This is a genomic window from Brevundimonas sp. Root608, assembly GCF_001427825.1.
In the GTDB taxonomy this organism is placed as follows: domain Bacteria; phylum Pseudomonadota; class Alphaproteobacteria; order Caulobacterales; family Caulobacteraceae; genus Brevundimonas.
In genome coordinates this window covers 1,095,807-1,113,950 of the sequence record NZ_LMGT01000001.1, presented here as the reverse complement: position 1 = coordinate 1,113,950, position 18,144 = coordinate 1,095,807, and the positions used below count along the sequence as shown (strand labels likewise).

The window sequence follows — 18,144 nt, the reverse complement described above, 5'->3', positions numbered from 1 at the left end:
AAGCGAACCCGCCGGTTCAAAGGCCTGACTGCCCCGATTACATCCGCAGAATGATCGTCTCGACGATCGGCCGCCGGTCCCAGATCTGCTGGCTGGCCTTCTTCAGCGCCCGCGAGACGGCCTGTTCGATGACCATCTCGTCCTCGAGCGCCGCGCCCTTCAGCTTCATCACCGCCTGTTCGGCGCGTTCGGCCAGATCGTCGAGGGCATCGCCCAGCGGCGATTCGGCGTCGCCCGGCAGGCCGATGGCCCGCACATCGATGTCGCTGACGATCTTGCCGCGCTTGTCCATGGCGAAGCTGACGATCAGCACGCCGTTGGTCGAGGCGTGACGCCGCTCGTGCAGGGCCTCGCCCTGTTCGGTGACCAGGCGGCCGCCGTCGACATACAGCCGGCCGCTCGGGACCTCGTCGATGATGGCCGCGGGCCCGGGGGCCAGGCGAACCATGTCGCCGTTGCGAGGGGTGACCGTCTCCGGCACGCCCATGTCCTTCGCAAGGTTCGCATGCTCGGCCAGATGGCGGCGCATGCCGTGGGTCGGGACCGCGATCTTCGGCCGCGCCCATTGGTACATCTGTTTCAGCTCCTCCCGGCAGGGGTGGCCGGAGACGTGGATGCCCGGGTGGTCCTTCTCGGTGTAGAGCCGCACGCCGCGATCCGCGAGCTTGTCCTGCAGACGACCGACCGACAGCTCGTTGCCGGGGATGACCCGCGACGAAAAGATGCAGTGATCGCCCTTGCTCAGCTTGATGTAGGGGTGCGTGCCCTCGGCGACGCGGGACAGGGCGGCGCGGACCTCGCCCTGACTGCCGGTGCAGAGATACAGAATATCGTCCGCTGGCCAGACACGGGCTTCCTGCTCGGAGAGGAAGGGCTTGATGTCGTTCAGCATCCCGACATGCTTCGCCGCGGCGGTGATGCGGTGCATCGACCGACCCGCCAGCGACACGCGGCGGCCGGCCTTCTCGGCGGCGCGGATCACGCTGTCCATGCGGGCGACGTTCGACGCGAAGCAGCCGACCGCGATGCGTCCCCTCAGCCCGCTGATCAGCTCGGACAGTTTTTCCCGGACCATGCCCTCGGATCCCGCCGTCCCGTCCACGAAGACGTTGGTGGAATCGCACACCATGGCCAGCACGCCCTCGTCGCCGAGCCGGGTGATGGCGCCGGCGTCGGTGACCTCGCCGATGACGGGGTCCTCGTCGATCTTCCAGTCGCCGGTGTGCAGCACCGTGCCCAGCGGCGTCTTGATGGCCAGGCCGTTCGGCTCGGCGATCGAGTGGGTCATGGTGACGAAGGTGACGTCGAACTTGCCGAGGTTGACCGTCCCGCCCAGCGGCACCTCGATCAGCTGGACCTGGTCCAGGATCCCGGCCTCGCGCAGTTTCTCGCGGATCAGGTAGGCGGTGAAAGGCGTGGCGTACAGCGGCGCCTTCATCCGGCTCCACAGCCAGCCCAAGGCGCCGATATGGTCCTCATGGGCGTGGGTCAGGACGATGCCGCGGATCGTCTCGCCTTCCAGGAAGGCGGGATCGGGCACGATCACGTCGACGCCGGGCGTCGAAAGGTCGCCGAAGGTCACGCCCACGTCGACCACGATCCACTCGCGGTTCGCCTCGGGGCCGTAGCCGTACAGGTTCAGGTTCATACCGATTTCGCCCGACCCGCCCAGGGGCAGGAAGACGAACTCGTCGTTGGTTTGCTTTTTCATACGTCCTTAGAGTGGGTATTCCGCCGCCAGATTTCGAGAAGGCCGCGGATGGTCAGGTCCGGATCGAACCGGTCGATGGATGTGGTGGCCCCTTCGAACAGCGAAGCGACGCCGCCGGTGCCGATGACGGTCATGGGTTTCCCCCACTCCGCCTTGATGCGTGCGACCAGGCCCTCGATCAGGGCGACATAGCCCCAGAAGACGCCCGATTGCATGTTGGAGACCGTGTCCTTGCCGATCACGCGATCGGGCTTCTGGATGGCGATGCGGGGCAACATTGCGGCGGCCTCGTGCAGGGCCTGCAGCGACAGGTTGATGCCGGGCGCGATCACCCCGCCCTCGAAGGCCCCGTCGGCGGCGATCACGTCGAAGGTGGTGGCCGTGCCGCTGTCGATGACGATCAGGTCGCCCGGGTACATCAGATGGGCCCCGATGGCGTTGACCAGCCGGTCGGCCCCCGCCTCGCTCGGCTTGGTGATCCGCGCCGTCATGCCGAGCTCGACATTGTCGCCGATGACCAGCGGCTCGACCGACAGGTAGCGCCGCGACAGGTTTCGCAGATTGAAGATCGACTGCGGCACCACGCTGGAGATGATGCAGCCGTCCAGCTGGCCGATCGACAGGCCGCGCATGGCCAGCAGCTGGCTCAGCCAGACCGCGTATTCGTCGGCCGTGCGGTTGGCGTGCGTCGCGGTGCGCCACTGGGCGACCCACTCGTTCCCGTCATGCACCGCGAACAGCGTATTGGTGTTGCCCTGTTCGATCGCCAGCAGCATTACGCGGCCTCCCCGAAAAAGACGTCGCCCGCCGAGATCAGCCGCAGCGACCCGTCCGCCAGTCTCAGTTTCAGCGCCCCGTCCGGCGCCACGCCCTCGGCCCGGCCCTCGACCGTCTCGCGCCCCAGCCGCGCCACGGCGGGCCCGTCCAGCCCCGGTGTCCTCGCCTGCCAGGCGTCGAGGATAGGCTGGAAGCCCAGCGTCTCCCACCGCTCCATCCACACCGCGAACGCCTCGGCCAGCGTCGCGGCGGCCGCCTCGACCGTCGGCGGCGTCAGCACGTCGCCGCGTAGATGTTGGACCAGGGCCGTCGCCGGCCGCTCGGTCCCGTCAGGCGCATGCGCCAGATTGACGCCGATCCCGACCGCCAGCCAGAGGCCCCCGCTCTCGTGCGCCCCGGATTCGACCAGAACACCCGAGGCCTTCTCGCCGGCCAGCATCACGTCATTGGGCCATTTGATCGTCACCAGCGACGGCGGCGCATACGCGTCCAGCAGGTCGGCGATGGCCAGGGCGGCGACGAAGGTCACCTGCGCCGCCTCGGCCGGGGTCTTGCGCGTCACATGCAGCAGGGTGGCGAACAGATTGCCGCCCTCGCTGGCCCATTCGCGCCCGCGCCGTCCGCGCCCGGCCGTCTGGCGGCGGGCGACGATCCACAGCGGCCCGGTCTCGCCGGCCTCGGCCCGGCGGCGGGCGTCCGCATTGGTGGAGTCGGTCTCTTCCAGCAGCAGGATCGGGGCGGCGGGCATGGCGCCCTATCCGGCTCCGAATCCGACGGCGGCGGCGCGGCTCAGCGGCTCGATCCACGTCAGACCGACGATCACCAGCGGGAAGGCGAAGGCCGCCGCGGCCCAGGCGATGGTCCTGGCCTCGATCGGCGCCTTGTCCGTCGGCTCGACGCCTTCCGGCGCCTTGTCGAACCACATCAGCTTGATGATCCGCAGATAGTAGAAGCCGGCCACCACCGAGGCCACCAGACCGGCGGCGCCGACCATCCAGTAGCCGGCGTCGGCGGCGGCGCCGAAGACGTAGAACTTGCCCCAGAAGCCCGAGAACGGCGGCATCCCCAGCACCGACAGCGACAGCACCGTCAGGGCGAGGGTCGTCACCGGCCTGTCCTTGCGCAGACCGGCGAGGTCGGCGATCCGCCGGATCGGCCGCCCGCCGCGCGACAGCGACAGCAGGATGGCGAAGAAGCCGAACTGGTCGATCACATACAGGGTCATGAACACCAGCATGGCCTGGACGCCCAGAGTGGTGCCGGCGGCGATGCCCAGCAGGGCGTAGCCGATGTTGGCGATCGAGGAATAGGCCAACAGGCGCTGGAAGTCCTTCTGCGCCAGACCGCCGAAAGCGCCGACGGCGAAGCTGATCAGCGAGATCAGGATCAGCACCTGGGCCCACTGGTCGTGCGACCCGGCGAAGGCCCCTTCCAGGGTCCGAGCGATCAGCACCATGGCCGCCACCTTGGGAGCCGTGGCGAACAGGGCCACGACCGGCGTCGGCGCGCCCTCGTAGACGTCGGGCGTCCACATGTGGAACGGCGCCGCCGAAACCTTGAAAGCCAGGCCGCAGATCAGGAACACCAGGCCGAAGATCAGGCCCGTCGATTGATTGGTCGCGGCATAGGCGGCGATCTCGTCGAACCGCATCGAGCCGGTGAAGCCGTAGATCAGGCTGGCACCGTACAGCAGCAGCCCCGATGACAGGGCGCCCAGCACGAAATACTTCAGCCCCGCCTCGGACGCCTTCAGATCGTCGCGATGGAAGGCGGCCAGCACATAGAGGGCCAGCGAATGCAACTCGATGCCGATGTAGAGCGAGATCAGATCGCCCGACGACGCCATCATCCCCATGCCGGCCGAGGCCAGCACGATCAGGATCGGATATTCGAACCGCGCGATCTTCGCACGGTGCATCCAGCCGCCGCCCAGCACGATGGCCACGGCGCTCGACAGGAAGATCAGGGCCTTGCCGTAGACCGCCAGCGGGTCGGCCACATAGGCGCCGTTGAAGGCCTGGCCCAGCGGACCCGTCACGGTCACGGCGGTGGCGGCCGCCAGCAGGGCGACCGACAGGATGGAGATCAGGCGCGCGCTCTTCTCGCCCAGGAAGGCGCCGAGCATCAGCAGCACGAGGCCGCCGACGGCGAGCGTGCTCTCGGGGGCCGACAGGCGCAGGGCGAAATCAAGATCAGGCATCATCGTCTCACCCGCCGATCGCAAGTTGAAAGGCGGAAGTCAGGGCCTCGACCGAGGCGGCGGTGTAATCCAGCACCAGCCCGGGCTGCACGCCCAGCCACAGGGTGCCGATGATCAGCGGGACGAAGATCAGCAGCTCGCGCCTGTCGACGTCGGTGATCGCCTTCATCGCCGGGTTGGTGATCTCGCCGAACATGACGTTGCGATACAGGGTCAGGGCGTAGACCGCCGAGAAGATCACACCCGTGGCCGCGAACAGCGCCGTCCAGGTCGAGACGCCGTAGACGCCCGTCATGGTCAGGATCTCGCCGATGAAGCCCGAGGTGCCCGGCAGGCCGACATTGGCCATGGTGAACAGCAGGAAGATGGCCGCGAACCAGGGCATCCGCGCGGTCAGGCCGCCGTACAGGGCGATCTCGCGGGTGTGCATCCGGTCATAGACCACGCCGACGCAGAGGAAGAGCGCGCCCGAGATCAGGCCGTGGCTGAGCATCTGGAACACCGCGCCCTGCACGCCCAGGGCGTTGCCGGCGAAGATGCCCATGGTCACGAAGCCCATGTGCGCCACCGACGAATAGGCGATCAGCTTCTTCATGTCCGTCTGCCGGAAGGCGACCAGCGAGGTGTAGACGATGGCCACGGCCGACAGCACGAACACCAGCGGCGCGAACATCTTCGACGCGGCGGGGAACATGGGCAGGTTGAACAGGATGAAGCCGTAGCCGCCGAGCTTGAGCAGGATGCCGGCGAGGATGACCGAGCCGGCCGTCGGCGCCTGCACGTGGGCGTCGGGAAGCCAGGTGTGGACCGGCCACATCGGCATCTTGACGGCGAAGCTCGCGAAGAAGGCGAGCCACAGCAAAGGCTGCACGGTCGGGCTGAAGGCGTAGTCCTTGAGCGCGGGGATGCTGGTGGTGCCGGTTTCGGCGGCCATCCACAGCATGGCCAGCAGCATCAGGACCGAGCCCAGCAGGGTGTAGAGGAAGAATTTGTACGAGGCGTAGATCCGGTTCGCTCCGCCCCACACGCCGATGATGATGAACATCGGCACCAGGGTGCCTTCGAAGAAAATGTAGAACAAAAACAGGTCGAGCGAGGTGAACACCCCGATGACCAGCGTCTCCAGCACCAGGAAGGCGATCATGTAGTCGACGACGCGATCCTTGATCGTGGTCCAGCTGGCGACGATGCAGATCGGCATCAGGAAGGCCGTCAGCAGCACGAACAGGATCGAGATCCCGTCCACGCCCATGTGGTACTGGGCCGCCGCGAACCAGTCGTAACGCTCGACGAATTGGTAGGTCGCCAGCTCCGGCTTGAACTGCATCACCAGAACGGCGGAGACCGCCAGAACCGCAACAGTGGTGATCAGCGCAATCCAGCGCGCGGCGCCATCGGCCGAGCCCTTGTTGAACAGGCGCGCCAGCAGGATCAGTCCCGCGCCGACCAGCGGCAGGAAGGTGACGACGCTGAGGATGAAGGGGATCTGGGGCAAGATCAGGCTCCCCACGCATAGATGGCGAAGGCGAGGAAACCGGCCACGCCGAGCAGCATCACGAACGCATAGTGATAGACATAGCCGGACTGGATTTTCGCCAGCCGGGCCGCGGATTTCAGCGACGCCCAGGCCGCGCCGTTCGGGCCCAGCCCGTCGATGATCTTCACATCGCCGACCTTCCAGAACAGGTCGCCGACCGCCTTGGCGCCCTTCACGAACACGGCGTCATACAGCTCGTCGAAATACCATTTGTTGTAGAGGAAGGCGTGGATGACCCCGCCGCGGTCGGCCATGCGCCGCGCCATGCCTTCCTTCAGGACATACAGCCAGAAGGCGGCGAAGGTGCCGATCAGCGTCAGGATCAGCGGCGACCACTTCACCCATGTCGGGACCGAATGGCTCTCGTGCAGGACGTGATTCTCGGCGCCGGTGAAGATGGCGCCGCGCCAGAAGGCGTGCTCGCCGTCGCCGATGAAGTACGGGGCGAAGACCAGACCCGCCGCGACGGCGCCGACCGACAGCAGGAGCAGCGGAACCAGCATGACCCATGGGCTCTCGTGCGGATGCAGCGGGCCGTGGTGGCCGTGGTCCTCATGCGCGTCGTCGCCGATGGGCTCGGAATGGGTTTCCAGCTGGGCGTGCGAGGCGTGGTCGTCATGCGCGTGCGCGTGATCGTCGTGATGCGCGTCCTTCCACACCGGCTTGTTGTGGAAGGTCATGAACACCAGCCGCCACGAATAGTAGGCGGTCAGGCCGGCGGCCAGGATGCCGACCATGAAGGCGAACAGCCCCATGGCGCTGTGGCCGTTGGCGAACGAGGCGAAGGCGCTCTCGATGATCGAATCCTTGGAGTAGAAGCCCGCGAAGCCGCCGACGCCGGGAATGCCCAGGCCGGTGATGGCGATCGTGCCGATGGTCATCACCGCATAGGTGACCGGCAGCAGCTTCCACAGCCCGCCCATCTTCCGCATGTCCTGCTCGTGGTGCATCCCGTGGATGACCGAGCCGGCGCCGAGGAACAGCAGGGCCTTGAAGAAGGCGTGGGTGAACAGGTGGAACATGGCCGCCTGATAGGCGCCGACGCCCGCCGCGAAGAACATGTAGCCCAGCTGCGAACAGGTCGAATAGGCGATGACCCGCTTGATGTCGTTCTGGGCCAGACCCACGGTGGCCGCGAACAGGGCCGTGATCGCGCCAACCAGGGCGACGATGGCCGAGGCGACCGGGGCGTATTCGAAGATCGGGCTCAGCAGGCAGACCATGTAGACGCCGGCGGTGACCATGGTCGCCGCGTGGATCAGGGCCGACACGGGCGTCGGGCCTTCCATGGCGTCCGGAAGCCAGGTGTGCAGGAAGAACTGGGCCGACTTGCCCATGGCGCCGACGAACAGCAGGAAGGCCGCCAGATCGATCGCCGACCAGGTGTGGCCGAGGAATTCCCAGCCCGTGCCCGCCTTCGAGGCGATCATCGGGAACAGCTCGGCGAACTGGATGGTGCCGAACATCCAGAACACCGTGAAGATGCCCAGAGCGAAGCCGAAGTCGCCGACCCGGTTGACCACGAAGGCCTTGATGGCGGCGGCGCTGGCCGTGGACTTCTTGTACCAGAAGCCGATCAGCAGATAGGAGGCCAGCCCCACCCCTTCCCAGCCGAAGAACAGCTGCATGAAGTCGGCGGCGGTGACCAGCGCCAGCATGGCGAAGGTGAACAGCGAGAGGTAGGCGAAGAACCGCGGCTTGTCCGGGTCCTCGGCCATATAGCCCCAGCTATACAGGTGCACGAGCGACGACACCGTCGTCACCACCACCAGCATGACCGCCGACAGGGCGTCGATGCGGATCGACCAGACCGACTGGAAGTCGCCGACGTTGATGAAGGGGAACAGTTCGACCGTGAAGGCCTGCAGCCCGCCCCATATCCACTGGCTCAACACGATCCAGGCGACCGCGCACGAGAAGAACAGCAGACCCGTGGTGATGGATTTGGAAATCAGGTCGCCGAGCCGGCGGCCCGACAGGCCGACGATGGCCGCGCCGAGCAGCGGGGCGAAAACGCCGAGAGTGACGAGGGTCTCGAGATTCACGATCAGCCCTTCATCACGGATGCATCATCAACCGCGATGTCGCCGCGGTTGCGGAAGAAGGTCACCAGAATGGCCAGACCCACGGCGGCCTCGGCGGCCGCGACGGTCAGGACGAACATGGCCATGATCTGCCCCTGCACGTCGTTGAGGTAGGCCGAGAAGGCGACGAAATTGATATTCACGGCCAGCAGGATCAGCTCGATCGACATCAGGATGATGATGACGTTCTTGCGGTTCACGAAGATTCCGAAGACCCCGATGGTGAACAGGATGGCGGCCACCGCCAGATAGTGCTGCAGGGTGATTTCCATCAGAGCAGATCCTCGGACGAGATGCCGGCGCCGGTCTCGACAGATTTGACTTCCATCGCCGTCTTCGCGTCGCGGCCGACCTGGCGGGCGACGTTCTGGCGCTTGATGTTGGGCTTGTGGCGCAGGGTCAGGACGATGGCGCCAATCATGGCGATCAGCAGCACGATCCCCGCCGCCTGGAAGATGTAGACATAGTCCGTGTACAGAACGCGGCCGATGGCCTCGACATTGGACATCTCGGCCGTCGCCGCCACCGGCCCGATGGCGTCCGACGCCGCGCCGCCGCTGACCACGGTCAGGGAGATGATGATCATCTCGGCCAGCAGTATACCCGCCACGATCATCGCCAGCGGCAGATAGCGGGCATAGCCCTCGCGCAGCTTCACGAAGTCGACGTCCAGCATCATGACGACGAACAGGAACAGCACCGCCACCGCGCCGACGTAGACGACGACCAGCAGCATGGCCAGGAACTCGGCCCCCAGCAGCACGAACAGGCCCGCCGACGAGAAGAAGGCGAGGATCAGCCACAGCACGCTGTGCACGGGGTTCTTCGCCGTCACGACCATCAGGCCGCCCAGCACGGCCACGGCCGACAGAAGATAGAAGGCCAGGCCTTGCAAGAGCATCGCGCGATCGGCTCCTCACGCTTTGCCGGCGAGCGAGGCGGCGGCCAGCGGATGGTTCAGACAAAAACCCGAAACCCGGCGCGCGAATCTCGCCCGGAAAGCCTCGGAAAGCGCGCGACTTCTAACCGCCGCCGGGGGCTTTGCAAAGACCGAATACGACGACGGCGACCGCATCTTCCCGTCTTGCCGGAGCCGGTCGGCGGGCCCAGTTTGGCGGGAAACCGGGGCGACCGTCATGAGCGAAGAGCGCGACTATCTTCTGGGCACCCACGACGCGGAGGTCGAACGCCTCGGCCTGCAGCACCGCGTGTGGCGGCCGCGCGTGCTGGACGCATGGCGCCGGGCCGGAATCACGGTGGGTTCGAGGGTCATCGACGCGGGCGCGGGACCGGGCTGGGCCAGCCTGGACCTGGCCGAGATCGTCGGTCCGACCGGCCGCGTTCACGCCCTGGAGCGGTCGGCCCGGTTCGTCGACGTGCTGGATGGCGCGGCCGGGGCCCGGGGGCTGCTGAATATCGCCGCCGAGACGGTGGACCTGGTCACCGACCCCCTGCCCGTGGTCGGCGCCGACGCCTTCTGGATCCGCTGGGTGCTGGCCTTCGTCAGCGACCCCGCCGCGGTGCTGAAAAAGCTGCACGCCGCCCTTCGTCCGGGCGGGGTCGCGGTGATCCACGAATATCTCGACTACGGGACCTTCTCGATCCTGCCCGACAGTCCCGCGATCGAGGACTTCAAGCGGCTGGTCGTCGAAGACTGGCGCGCCTCGGGCGGCGAGCCCGACATCGGCCGCGCCCTGCCCGCCATGCTGCCCGCCGCCGGCTTCCGCATCCGGTCGATGCAGCCGATCGTCGAGACCGCGCGAAAGAACGATCTGGTCTGGCAATGGCCGGCCACCTGGGCCCGCAACTACCCTCTGTTCCTGCTCGAGTCCGGCAAGGTCGACCGGGCCTGGTACGACCGCGTGATCGCCGCCGTCGACGCCGCCGAAACCGATCCGGACGCAGTCATGATCACGCCGATGGTGGTGGAGATCATCGCGGAGAAGATTTGATCCTTCTCCCCTCCGGGGGAGAAGGGAATAGTCACCGGTACGGCGCGTCGAGTTCCAGGTTCTTCGCGATCAGCCGTTCCCAGCGGTCGCCGTTGGCGAGCAGCCGGTCCTTGTCGTACAGCAGCTCCTCGCGGGTCTCGGTCGTGAACTCCGAGTTCGGACCCTCGACGATGGCGTCTACCGGGCAAGCTTCCTGACACAGGCCGCAGTAGATGCATTTGACCATGTCGATGTCGTAGCGGGTCGTGCGGCGGCTGCCGTCGGCGCGCGGCTCGGACTCGATGGTGATGGCCTGGGCGGGGCAGATGGCCTCGCACAGCTTGCAGGCGATGCAGCGTTCCTCGCCGTTGGCGTAGCGGCGCAGGGCGTGCTCGCCCCGGAACCGCGGCGACTGCGGATTGCGCTCGAACGGATAGTTCACCGTGGCCTTGGGACGGGCCATGTATTTGAACGACAGGCCGATCGCGCCGATGGCGTCGATCAGAAGCGCGCCCTTCGCGGCCTGGACGAGACGGTTCAACATTACTGTCTGGCTCCGGAGACGCCGCGGCAAAGCTCTTCCTTGCGCGGATCGTCTTCCCTGGTGATGCGGCACAGGCGTTCGCGCTCGGCATGCTGGCGCTGGATGCCCTCCTGCCGGCGCTCCCACTGATAGACCGACACGGGGTCGGCTTCATAGGTCGGGATGGTGCAGGCGCCCGTAGACGCCAGCAGCACGAGGGTCAGGATCCGGCTCATGCGCCCACCGCGAACACGCGCCAGGCGGCGACCACGACGACGCAGACCAGCGAGGTCGGCAGGAAGATTTTCCAGCCCAGACGCATCAGCTGGTCGTAGCGGTAACGGGGCACGAAGGCCTTCACCAGGGCGATCATGAAGAAGGCCACGACGATCTTGCCCAGGAAGGTGACCAGATAGATGGCCTGCTCCAGCCAGCCCGGCAGGCTGTCCAGCCAGTCCTGCGGCACGCCCGGGTTCCAGCCGCCGAAGAACAGCAGGCTGATCATGGCGCACATGAAGACGATGTTGGCGTATTCGCCGATCATGAACAGCAGATAGGGCGTCGAGGAATACTCGACCTGATAGCCGGCCACCAGTTCCGACTCCGCCTCGGGCAGGTCGAACGGCGGGCGGTTGGTCTCGGCCAGGGCCGAGACGAAGAAGATCACCGCCATCGGGATCATGACCACGATGGTCGGCCAGGTCCCGGCCCCGCCGCCGAAGGCGAACCAGTTCCAGAACATGCCCTGCTGCTGCTCGACGATCGAGGTCAGGTTCATCGTCCCGGCCAGCAGGATGACGTTGATGATCACCAGGCCGATGGAGACCTCATACGACACCATCTGGGCGGCGCTGCGCAGGGATCCCAGGAACGGGTACTTCGAGTTCGAAGCCCAGCCGCCCATGATGATGCCGTACACGCCCAGCGAGCTGATCGCGAAGATGTAGAGGATGCCGACGTTCAGGTCCGAGATCACCCAGCCCGGGGCGAAGGGGATGGCCGCCCAGGCGATGAAGGCCAGGATGAAGGTCAGCAGCGGCGCCAGCAGGAAGACCACCTTGTCGGCGCCGGCCGGGACGATGATTTCCTTGAGCACGAATTTGAAGAAGTCGGCGAACGACTGAAGCAGGCCGAACGGGCCCACGACGTTCGGGCCTTTGCGCATCTGCACGCCGGCCCAGATCTTCCGGTCCGCCAGCAGCAGGAAGGCCAGCGAGATCAGGATGCCGACGGTGACGAGCAGGATTCCGCCGATGGTGGCGAGGGTCCAGCCGAGCGGGGTGGTCCAGAAATCCATCAGGCCTTACTCCGCCGCCATGGCGACCGGGGCGATCCGCAGGGCGGACAGCTCGGCCATGGTCACGCTGGCGCGCGTGATCGGGTTGTTCAGATAGGGGTCGCGAACCGCCGACGTGAAAGCCACGTCGCCCAGATCGCCCTTCTTGCCCAGCGAACCGGTGTCGAAGCTCGCGGCCGGAGCCAGGTAGTCGATGCGGCCGAAGGTCGGATGATCCGCCATCAGCTTCGTGCGCAGGGCGTCGAGGGTGTCGTACGGCAGGGTCTGGCCCACGCGCGCCGACAGCGCCCGCAGGATGGCCCAGTCTTCCTTGGCCTGGCCCTTGGGGAAGACGACGCGTTCGGCCATCTGCACCCGGCCCTCGGTGTTGACGTACAGGCCCGACTTCTCGGTATAGGCCGCGCCCGGCAGGATCACGTCCGCCCCATGCGCGCCCCGGTCGCCGTGGCTGCCCAGATAGACGCGGAAGGCGTCAGACCCCGTCGGATCCACCTCGTCGGCGCCCAGCAGGACCAGCACGTCCAGCGCCCCCGGCTTGAGCATTTCGGCGGCCGTCTTGCCGCCGTTGGCCGGCACGAAGCCCATGTCCAGACCGGCCACCCGCGAGGCGGCCGTGTGCAGGACGTTGAAGCCGTTCCAGCCGTCGACGACCGCGCCGACCTTCTTCGCCAGCGCGCCCACGGCATTCAGAACCGCCGGTCCATTCGGGCCCGTCAGGGCGCTGCCGCCGACGATGATCGCCGGCCGTTCAGCCTTGGTCAGGGCGTCGACCGCCGCCTTGGGAAGTTTCGACAGAGTCTTCGAACCCGCGCCGAGCCAGCTGTATTCATAGGTCAAATCGGCCTGTTCGCCGATCAGGCCGATCTCGGCCTTGCCGGCCAGCCAGGTCTTGCGCAGGCGGGTGTTCAGAAGGGGCGCCTCGGTGCGCGGATTGGCGCCGATCACCAGCACGGCGTCGGCGGCCTCGATCCCGGCCAGACCCGCGTTGAACAGCCAGCTCTCACGCGGGCCATAACCCAGAACCGATCCATCCTGACGACAGTCGGTGTTGGCCGAGCCGAGGGCGCGGAACAGGTCCAGCGCCGCCTTCATCGACTCCGCGTCCTGCAGGTCGCCGGCGATGACGCCGATGCGGTCGGCCGCAGCCGCCTTCAGCTTCTCCGCCACGACGTTCAGCGCCTCGTCCCAGGACGCGGCGCGCAGCTTGCCGTTCTCACGGACGTAAGGCTGGTCCAGCCGCTGGCGCTGCAGGCCGTCGACGGCGTAGCGGCTGACGTCGGACAACCACTCCTCGTTGATGCCCTCATTGACCCGCGGCAGGACGCGCATCACCTCGGCGCCCTTGGAGTCGGCGCGGATGTTCGAGCCCAGGGCGTCCATGACGTCGATGGTCTCGGTCTTCTTCAGCTCCCACGGGCGGTAGTGGTACTGCCACGGCCGATGGGTCAGGGCGCCGACGGGGCACAGGTCGTTGACGTTGCCCGACAGCTCGCTGTCGATGTTCTTCTCGAGATAGGTGGTGATCTCGGCGCTCTCGCCGCGGGAGATCATGCCGATGTCGGGCACGCCGGCGACCTCGGTGATGAAGCGCACGCAGCGGGTGCACTGGATGCACCGCGTCATGAAGGTCTTGATCGTCGGACCCATGTTCTTTTCTTCGACCGCGCGCTTGTTCTCCGCATAGCGGGAGCCGTCGCGGCCGTAGCCCATGGCCTGGTCCTGCAGGTCGCACTCGCCGCCCTGGTCGCAGATCGGGCAGTCCAGCGGGTGGTTGATGAGCAGAAACTCCATCACCCCTTCGCGCGCCTTCTTGACCATCGGCGTGTCGGTGAAGATCTCCTGGCCCTCGGCCGCCGGCAGGGCGCAGGACGCCTGCGGCTTGGGCGGTCCGGGCTTCACCTCCACCAGGCACATGCGGCAGTTGCCGGCGATCGACAGCCGCTCGTGATAGCAGAAGCGCGGGATCTCGTGCCCGGCGCGCTCGGCGACCTGGAGCACGGTCATCCCGGGCTCGAACTCGGTCTCTACGCCGTTGACTTTCGCGATGGGCATTCGCCGCGACCTCTGCGTTTCTCTAAGCGAACCGGATCAGAACCAGGACTTGTTCCCCGCGACATAGTCGCGGTGGAACTCGCCGTCGGATTTGACCAGGTAGATGATGAATTCGATGAAGGCGATGACGCCGATGATCATCGGCGGGATGGCGAACAGCAGCCAGCCGATGGTGCCGCACAGCGCCATGATGATGCCGGCGGTGTTCTTGCCGAGATAGAATTTGTGAATCCCCAGCCAGCCCAGGAACAGGGCCAGCAAGGCAGCGACAATGCGGTTCCTGTCGCCCGACAGGTTCAGCGACGCGCCGCTGGTGATGTAGATGTTGGTCGCCACGCCGTCGGCGATCTCGAAATCCACCTGCGACCCCGGAAACGCCTCGCGCGCGCCGCCCATCAGGCCGCCCCGCGTGAAGGTGTAGCGCACCCCGTCGTCGCCGCTGATCAGGCCGGACCCGGTGTAGTCGTCGTAACTCAGGACCTTGCCGCGCATCAGATTCCCCCCTGATCGTCTGCCACCGTCCCGCCGGCCGGCAGGGTCTGGTTGATCGTCACCGTCTCGCCGTCCAGCACGAAGCGCGTCACGGGGTCGCCGGGCTGGTTCATCCAGCGGTTCTGCTCCGGATTCGCCGCGCCGACCTGTTTCCAGACGACCCTGTCGCCATCGACGCGGCACTGGGCCTGGCGGCGTCCGCCGTCGACCGGCGCGCGCCACGAGGCGTTGACGACCCCGCCCTCGAGCCCGTCGATCCGGATGTCCGCGATGGACTGACCATGGATTTCAGCCAGTCCCGCCTGGCAGACGCGGCGCAACTGGTCGTCCGTCAGCACGGCGGGCGCGGAAGCCTCGGCGACGGACGCGGGGTTCGCGGCCGGGACTGTCTCCGCCGCCGTCGGCGAAGCTTTCTCAGCCGCCGGACCACATGCGGCAAGCGAGAGCGCCGCAACCACCCCCACCGCGGTCATCCTCGGGCTTGACCCGAGGATGACGGACAATGTGCGGAACAGGCGCATCCCTATTCCGCCGCGATCGCGTGGCCGGCGAAATTCGCGCGGCGGCTGCGGTAGGAGGAGATGCGGTCCTCGATCTCGTGACGGAAATGCCGGATCAGACCCTGCACCGGCCAGGCGGCGGCGTCGCCGAGGGCGCAGATGGTGTGGCCCTCGATCTGGGTCGAGACCTCCAGCAGCAGGTCGATCTCGGACGGATCGGCCTCGCCGACGGCCATTCGCTCCAGCACCCGCCACATCCAGCCCGTGCCCTCGCGGCACGGCGTGCACTGGCCGCAGCTCTCATGCTTGTAGAAATAGCTGATGCGGGCGATGGCGCGGACCAGATCGGTCGACTGGTCCATGACGATCACCGCCGCGGTGCCGAGGCCCGAGCGCATATCGCGCAGGCTGTCGAAATCCATCAGCGCGGTTTCCGACATCTCGCGGGTGATCAGCGGCACCGACGAGCCGCCCGGAATGACAGCCTTCAGATTGTCCCAGCCGCCGCGCACGCCGCCGCAGTGCTCTTCCAGCAGCTGCTTCAGCGGGATCGACATCGCCTCTTCGACATTGCACGGCCGGTTCACATGGCCGCTGATGGTCATCAGCTTGGTGCCGGTGTTGTTCGGCCGGCCGAAGCCCGCGAACCACTCGGCCCCGCGGCGCAGGATGGTGCCGACCACAGCGATCGACTCGACGTTGTTCACCGTGGTCGGGCAGCCGTACAGGCCCGCACCGGCCGGGAACGGCGGCTTCAGGCGGGGCTGGCCCTTCTTGCCCTCCAGGCTCTCCAGCAGGGCCGTCTCCTCGCCGCAGATATAGGCCCCCGCGCCGTGGTGGATGTAGACGTCGAAATCCCAGCCATGGACGTTGTTCTTGCCGATCAGCTTCGCCTCATAGGCCTGCTTGACCGCCGCCTCCATGCGCTCGCGTTCCAGCACATATTCGCCGCGCAGATAGATGTAGCAGGCGTGCGCCTGCATCGCGAAGCTGGCGATCAGGCAGCCCTCGATCAGCAACTGCGGATCGTGGCGCATGATCTCCCGGTCCTTGGCGGTCCCGGGTTCGGATTCATCGGCGTTGACGACCAGATAGTGCGGCCGGTCCTTCACCTCCTTGGGCATGAAGGACCACTTCAGACCGGTCGAGAAGCCGGCGCCGCCGCGTCCGCGCAGGCCCGAATTCTTGACGTTGGTGATGATCCAGTCCCGACCGAGGTCGAGCATGTCCTTGGTCGCGTTCCACGCGCCGCGCTGCTTCGCCCCCTCCAGGCCCCAGTCCTGGAGCCCGTACAGGTTGGTGAAGATGCGATCCTTGTCTTCGAGGATTCCGACCATGATTCAGTCCATCTCCGCCATGCGGCGGCGGTGATAACGGGTGCGCATGAAGATGGCGCCGAGCATCAGGGCCCAGCCGAAGGCCAAGGCTCCATAGCCGAACCACTGCAGCATCGGGCCGGCTGCGCCGGCATAGCCCGTCCCCCAGACGGCGATGGCGCCGAGGATGACGAGCGCGAACCCGGCCAGCCGCTGGTTGCGGCCGACCGCGCGCAGTTCGGCGCGGTATTCCGCGATCTTCGCGTCGTCCGTCAGATCGGGGCGGCTCATGCGACCACCGGATCGCTGTTGGGCAGCTTCCTGATCGGCTTGGCGGCGGAACCGTCGTACAGCTTGGGATCGGTCAGGGTCAGTGCCCCGCCTTCCGGCTCCGAACTGGCGCGGCCGACCCGGCTTCCGGGCTTCGGCTTCTTGCCCGCCGCGAAGTCGTCGATGATCTGGCCCATGGTCTCGGCGGTCAGGTCCTCGAAATAGTAGTCGTTGATCTGGGCCATCGGCGCATTGGCGCAGGCGCCGAGACATTCGACCTCCTGCCAGGTGAAGCGGCCGTCGGCGCTCAGCGTGTCCCTGGGCCCGATCCTGTCCTTGCAGACCTTCATCAGGTCCCCTGCCCCGCGCAGCATGCACGGGGTGGTGCCGCAGACCTGGATCAGGGCCGCCGAACCGACCGGCTCGAGCATGAACATGGTGTAGAAGGTCGCGACCTCGAGCACCCGGATGTACGGCATGCCCAGGAGCTCTCCGATCGCGCGGATGGCCGGTTCGGAGACCCAGCCCTCCTGCTTCTGGACCAGCCACAGAATCGGGATCACCGCCGACTGACGGCGATTCTCCGGATATTTGGCGATCCACCAGTCGGCCTTTGTCTTCGTCGCCTTCGAAAAGGCGAACGAAGCCGGCTGTTCCTTGGCGAGACGACGAACGGACATGGGGCGGGAAGACTCGCGTGAAGGGGGCTGGTGCGGCGCGGCCTTCTCTAGCCCCTCAGGAACGACGCCCGCAAGTCGTCCGGGCCGGCCAGATCATCCGTTTCCAGCGAGTTCGGGATGCCTGACACAGGAAACCCCGGCGAGGCGAGGAGCCGTCCGGGATCGACCGTTCATCGCACGCCGTTTGACGAACCATCATAAACCTGCCCTGTCTCTTCCTGCTGTCCGGTCGCCTGGCCTTCTGGCTCGCGCGCAGTCCGGACCGGGAAGCCCCTGTCATGTCCAGAGTGTTCGCCGTCCTGGCCTCCACCGCTGCGCTGCTGGCCGCTGCGCCGGCCGTCGCGGGCCCGTGCGAACAGCTCGCGGGCGGCCGCTGGCTCTACCATCTCTCGGGGGGCGCGCCCGCCCAGATCGTGACCGGCGTCATGGACTTCCGGGACGGGTCGGGGGCCGACCCCCAGGTGCAGCGGGGGGTGGTCTTCTTCGCCCACACGCCGACGCCCTTTCCCGCGCAAGTCACCGGCGTGCCGCTTGCGCACGGAGCCTCGGGTTGGGGCCGGTGGGTGCAATGCACGGCGCAACCGGGCAACGTCGCCAGATTGTCGCGCGCCATCACCGTGGACCTGACGGTGTCCGCCGACGGCAGGTCAGCGGTGGCGACCGGCTACTATGGCGGCCTGTCGGGCTGGGCGGTGCGCGAGCCGGGCGCTGCTGCGACTCCGGCAGGGACCGTGGCGCAACGTCCGCGCAACTAGGCCCCGGGCCGGCCGACGG

Annotated in this window: 19 protein-coding genes; 2 read left to right on the top strand and 17 right to left on the bottom strand. The window is 66.9% G+C overall.

Annotated features, from left to right (window positions below; genetic code table 11):
• Positions 1-37: 37 nt before the first annotated feature.
• Genes ASD59_RS05345 through ASD59_RS05310 form a run of 8 tightly spaced genes read right to left on the bottom strand, consistent with a single transcriptional unit; the run spans position 38 to position 9,210 of the window.
• The gene (locus ASD59_RS05345; protein WP_055829324.1) at positions 38-1,711 is read right to left on the bottom strand and encodes a ribonuclease J; all 1,674 of its coding nucleotides are present in this window, start codon (positions 1,709-1,711) and stop codon (positions 38-40) included.
• On the bottom strand, positions 1,708-2,487 hold the full coding sequence (locus tag ASD59_RS05340) for a type III pantothenate kinase (RefSeq protein ID WP_055829320.1): 780 nt from the start codon (positions 2,485-2,487) through the stop codon (positions 1,708-1,710). Before ASD59_RS05340 ends, ASD59_RS05345 begins: the two co-directional genes overlap by 4 nt.
• Positions 2,487-3,236: a biotin--[acetyl-CoA-carboxylase] ligase gene (locus ASD59_RS05335; RefSeq protein WP_055829317.1), complete on the bottom strand. Its 750-nt coding sequence runs from the start codon at positions 3,234-3,236 to the stop codon at positions 2,487-2,489. The genes ASD59_RS05340 and ASD59_RS05335 overlap by 1 nt, the downstream gene beginning before the upstream one ends.
• 6 nt (positions 3,237-3,242) lie before the next feature.
• The gene (nuoN, locus tag ASD59_RS05330) at positions 3,243-4,688 is read right to left on the bottom strand and encodes an NADH-quinone oxidoreductase subunit NuoN (RefSeq protein ID WP_082560053.1); all 1,446 of its coding nucleotides are present in this window, start codon (positions 4,686-4,688) and stop codon (positions 3,243-3,245) included.
• Positions 4,689-4,695: 7 nt separating this feature from the next.
• Positions 4,696-6,174: an NADH-quinone oxidoreductase subunit M gene (locus tag ASD59_RS05325; protein WP_055829757.1), complete on the bottom strand. Its 1,479-nt coding sequence runs from the start codon at positions 6,172-6,174 to the stop codon at positions 4,696-4,698.
• Positions 6,175-6,185: 11 nt separating this feature from the next.
• A complete protein-coding gene (nuoL, locus tag ASD59_RS05320) occupies positions 6,186-8,270 on the bottom strand; it encodes an NADH-quinone oxidoreductase subunit L (protein WP_055829310.1) in 2,085 nt (694 codons plus the stop codon).
• A gap of 2 nt (positions 8,271-8,272) precedes the next feature.
• A complete protein-coding gene (gene nuoK, locus ASD59_RS05315) occupies positions 8,273-8,581 on the bottom strand; it encodes an NADH-quinone oxidoreductase subunit NuoK (RefSeq protein ID WP_055829307.1) in 309 nt (102 codons plus the stop codon).
• Entirely contained in the window at positions 8,581-9,210 is a 630-nt protein-coding gene (locus ASD59_RS05310) for an NADH-quinone oxidoreductase subunit J (RefSeq protein ID WP_055829305.1), read from the bottom strand. Before ASD59_RS05310 ends, nuoK begins: the two co-directional genes overlap by 1 nt.
• A gap of 235 nt (positions 9,211-9,445) precedes the next feature.
• Here ASD59_RS05310 and ASD59_RS05305 point away from each other — a divergent pair, with 235 nt between their 5' ends.
• On the top strand, positions 9,446-10,261 hold the full coding sequence (locus ASD59_RS05305) for a methyltransferase domain-containing protein (RefSeq protein WP_055829302.1): 816 nt from the start codon (positions 9,446-9,448) through the stop codon (positions 10,259-10,261).
• Positions 10,262-10,292: 31 nt separating this feature from the next.
• On the opposite strand, the gene nuoI is transcribed toward ASD59_RS05305, so the two are convergent.
• The 9 genes from nuoI to nuoE all read right to left on the bottom strand — a co-directional run bounded on the left by nuoI (position 10,293) and on the right by nuoE (position 17,370).
• Positions 10,293-10,784, bottom strand: a complete 492-nt coding sequence (gene nuoI / locus ASD59_RS05300) for an NADH-quinone oxidoreductase subunit NuoI (RefSeq protein WP_055829299.1) — start codon at positions 10,782-10,784, stop codon at positions 10,293-10,295.
• Positions 10,784-10,999: a hypothetical protein gene (locus tag ASD59_RS05295; RefSeq protein ID WP_156376936.1), complete on the bottom strand. Its 216-nt coding sequence runs from the start codon at positions 10,997-10,999 to the stop codon at positions 10,784-10,786. Before ASD59_RS05295 ends, nuoI begins: the two co-directional genes overlap by 1 nt.
• Positions 10,996-12,063: an NADH-quinone oxidoreductase subunit NuoH gene (gene nuoH / locus ASD59_RS05290; RefSeq protein ID WP_442854276.1), complete on the bottom strand. Its 1,068-nt coding sequence runs from the start codon at positions 12,061-12,063 to the stop codon at positions 10,996-10,998. The genes ASD59_RS05295 and nuoH overlap by 4 nt, the downstream gene beginning before the upstream one ends.
• A gap of 3 nt (positions 12,064-12,066) precedes the next feature.
• Positions 12,067-14,112 (bottom strand): NADH-quinone oxidoreductase subunit NuoG, encoded by a 2,046-nt coding sequence (nuoG, locus tag ASD59_RS05285; protein WP_055829292.1) that lies wholly within the window; start codon positions 14,110-14,112, stop codon positions 12,067-12,069.
• Positions 14,113-14,148: 36 nt separating this feature from the next.
• The gene (locus tag ASD59_RS05280) at positions 14,149-14,604 is read right to left on the bottom strand and encodes a TM2 domain-containing protein (RefSeq protein WP_055829289.1); all 456 of its coding nucleotides are present in this window, start codon (positions 14,602-14,604) and stop codon (positions 14,149-14,151) included.
• Complete coding sequence (locus ASD59_RS05275; protein WP_055829286.1) at positions 14,604-14,942, bottom strand: hypothetical protein; 339 nt, start codon at positions 14,940-14,942, stop codon at positions 14,604-14,606. The genes ASD59_RS05280 and ASD59_RS05275 overlap by 1 nt, the downstream gene beginning before the upstream one ends.
• Positions 14,943-15,127: 185 nt before the next feature.
• Positions 15,128-16,441 (bottom strand): NADH-quinone oxidoreductase subunit NuoF, encoded by a 1,314-nt coding sequence (gene nuoF, locus ASD59_RS05270; protein ID WP_055829283.1) that lies wholly within the window; start codon positions 16,439-16,441, stop codon positions 15,128-15,130.
• Between the two features lie 3 nt (positions 16,442-16,444).
• A complete protein-coding gene (locus tag ASD59_RS05265) occupies positions 16,445-16,711 on the bottom strand; it encodes a hypothetical protein (RefSeq protein ID WP_055829281.1) in 267 nt (88 codons plus the stop codon).
• Positions 16,708-17,370, bottom strand: a complete 663-nt coding sequence (nuoE, locus tag ASD59_RS05260; protein ID WP_055829278.1) for an NADH-quinone oxidoreductase subunit NuoE — start codon at positions 17,368-17,370, stop codon at positions 16,708-16,710. Before nuoE ends, ASD59_RS05265 begins: the two co-directional genes overlap by 4 nt.
• Positions 17,371-17,648: 278 nt before the next feature.
• Between nuoE and ASD59_RS05255 the strand changes: the two genes are divergently transcribed.
• A complete protein-coding gene (locus ASD59_RS05255) occupies positions 17,649-18,125 on the top strand; it encodes a hypothetical protein (RefSeq protein WP_055829275.1) in 477 nt (158 codons plus the stop codon).
• The last annotated feature ends 19 nt before the right edge of the window (positions 18,126-18,144 follow it).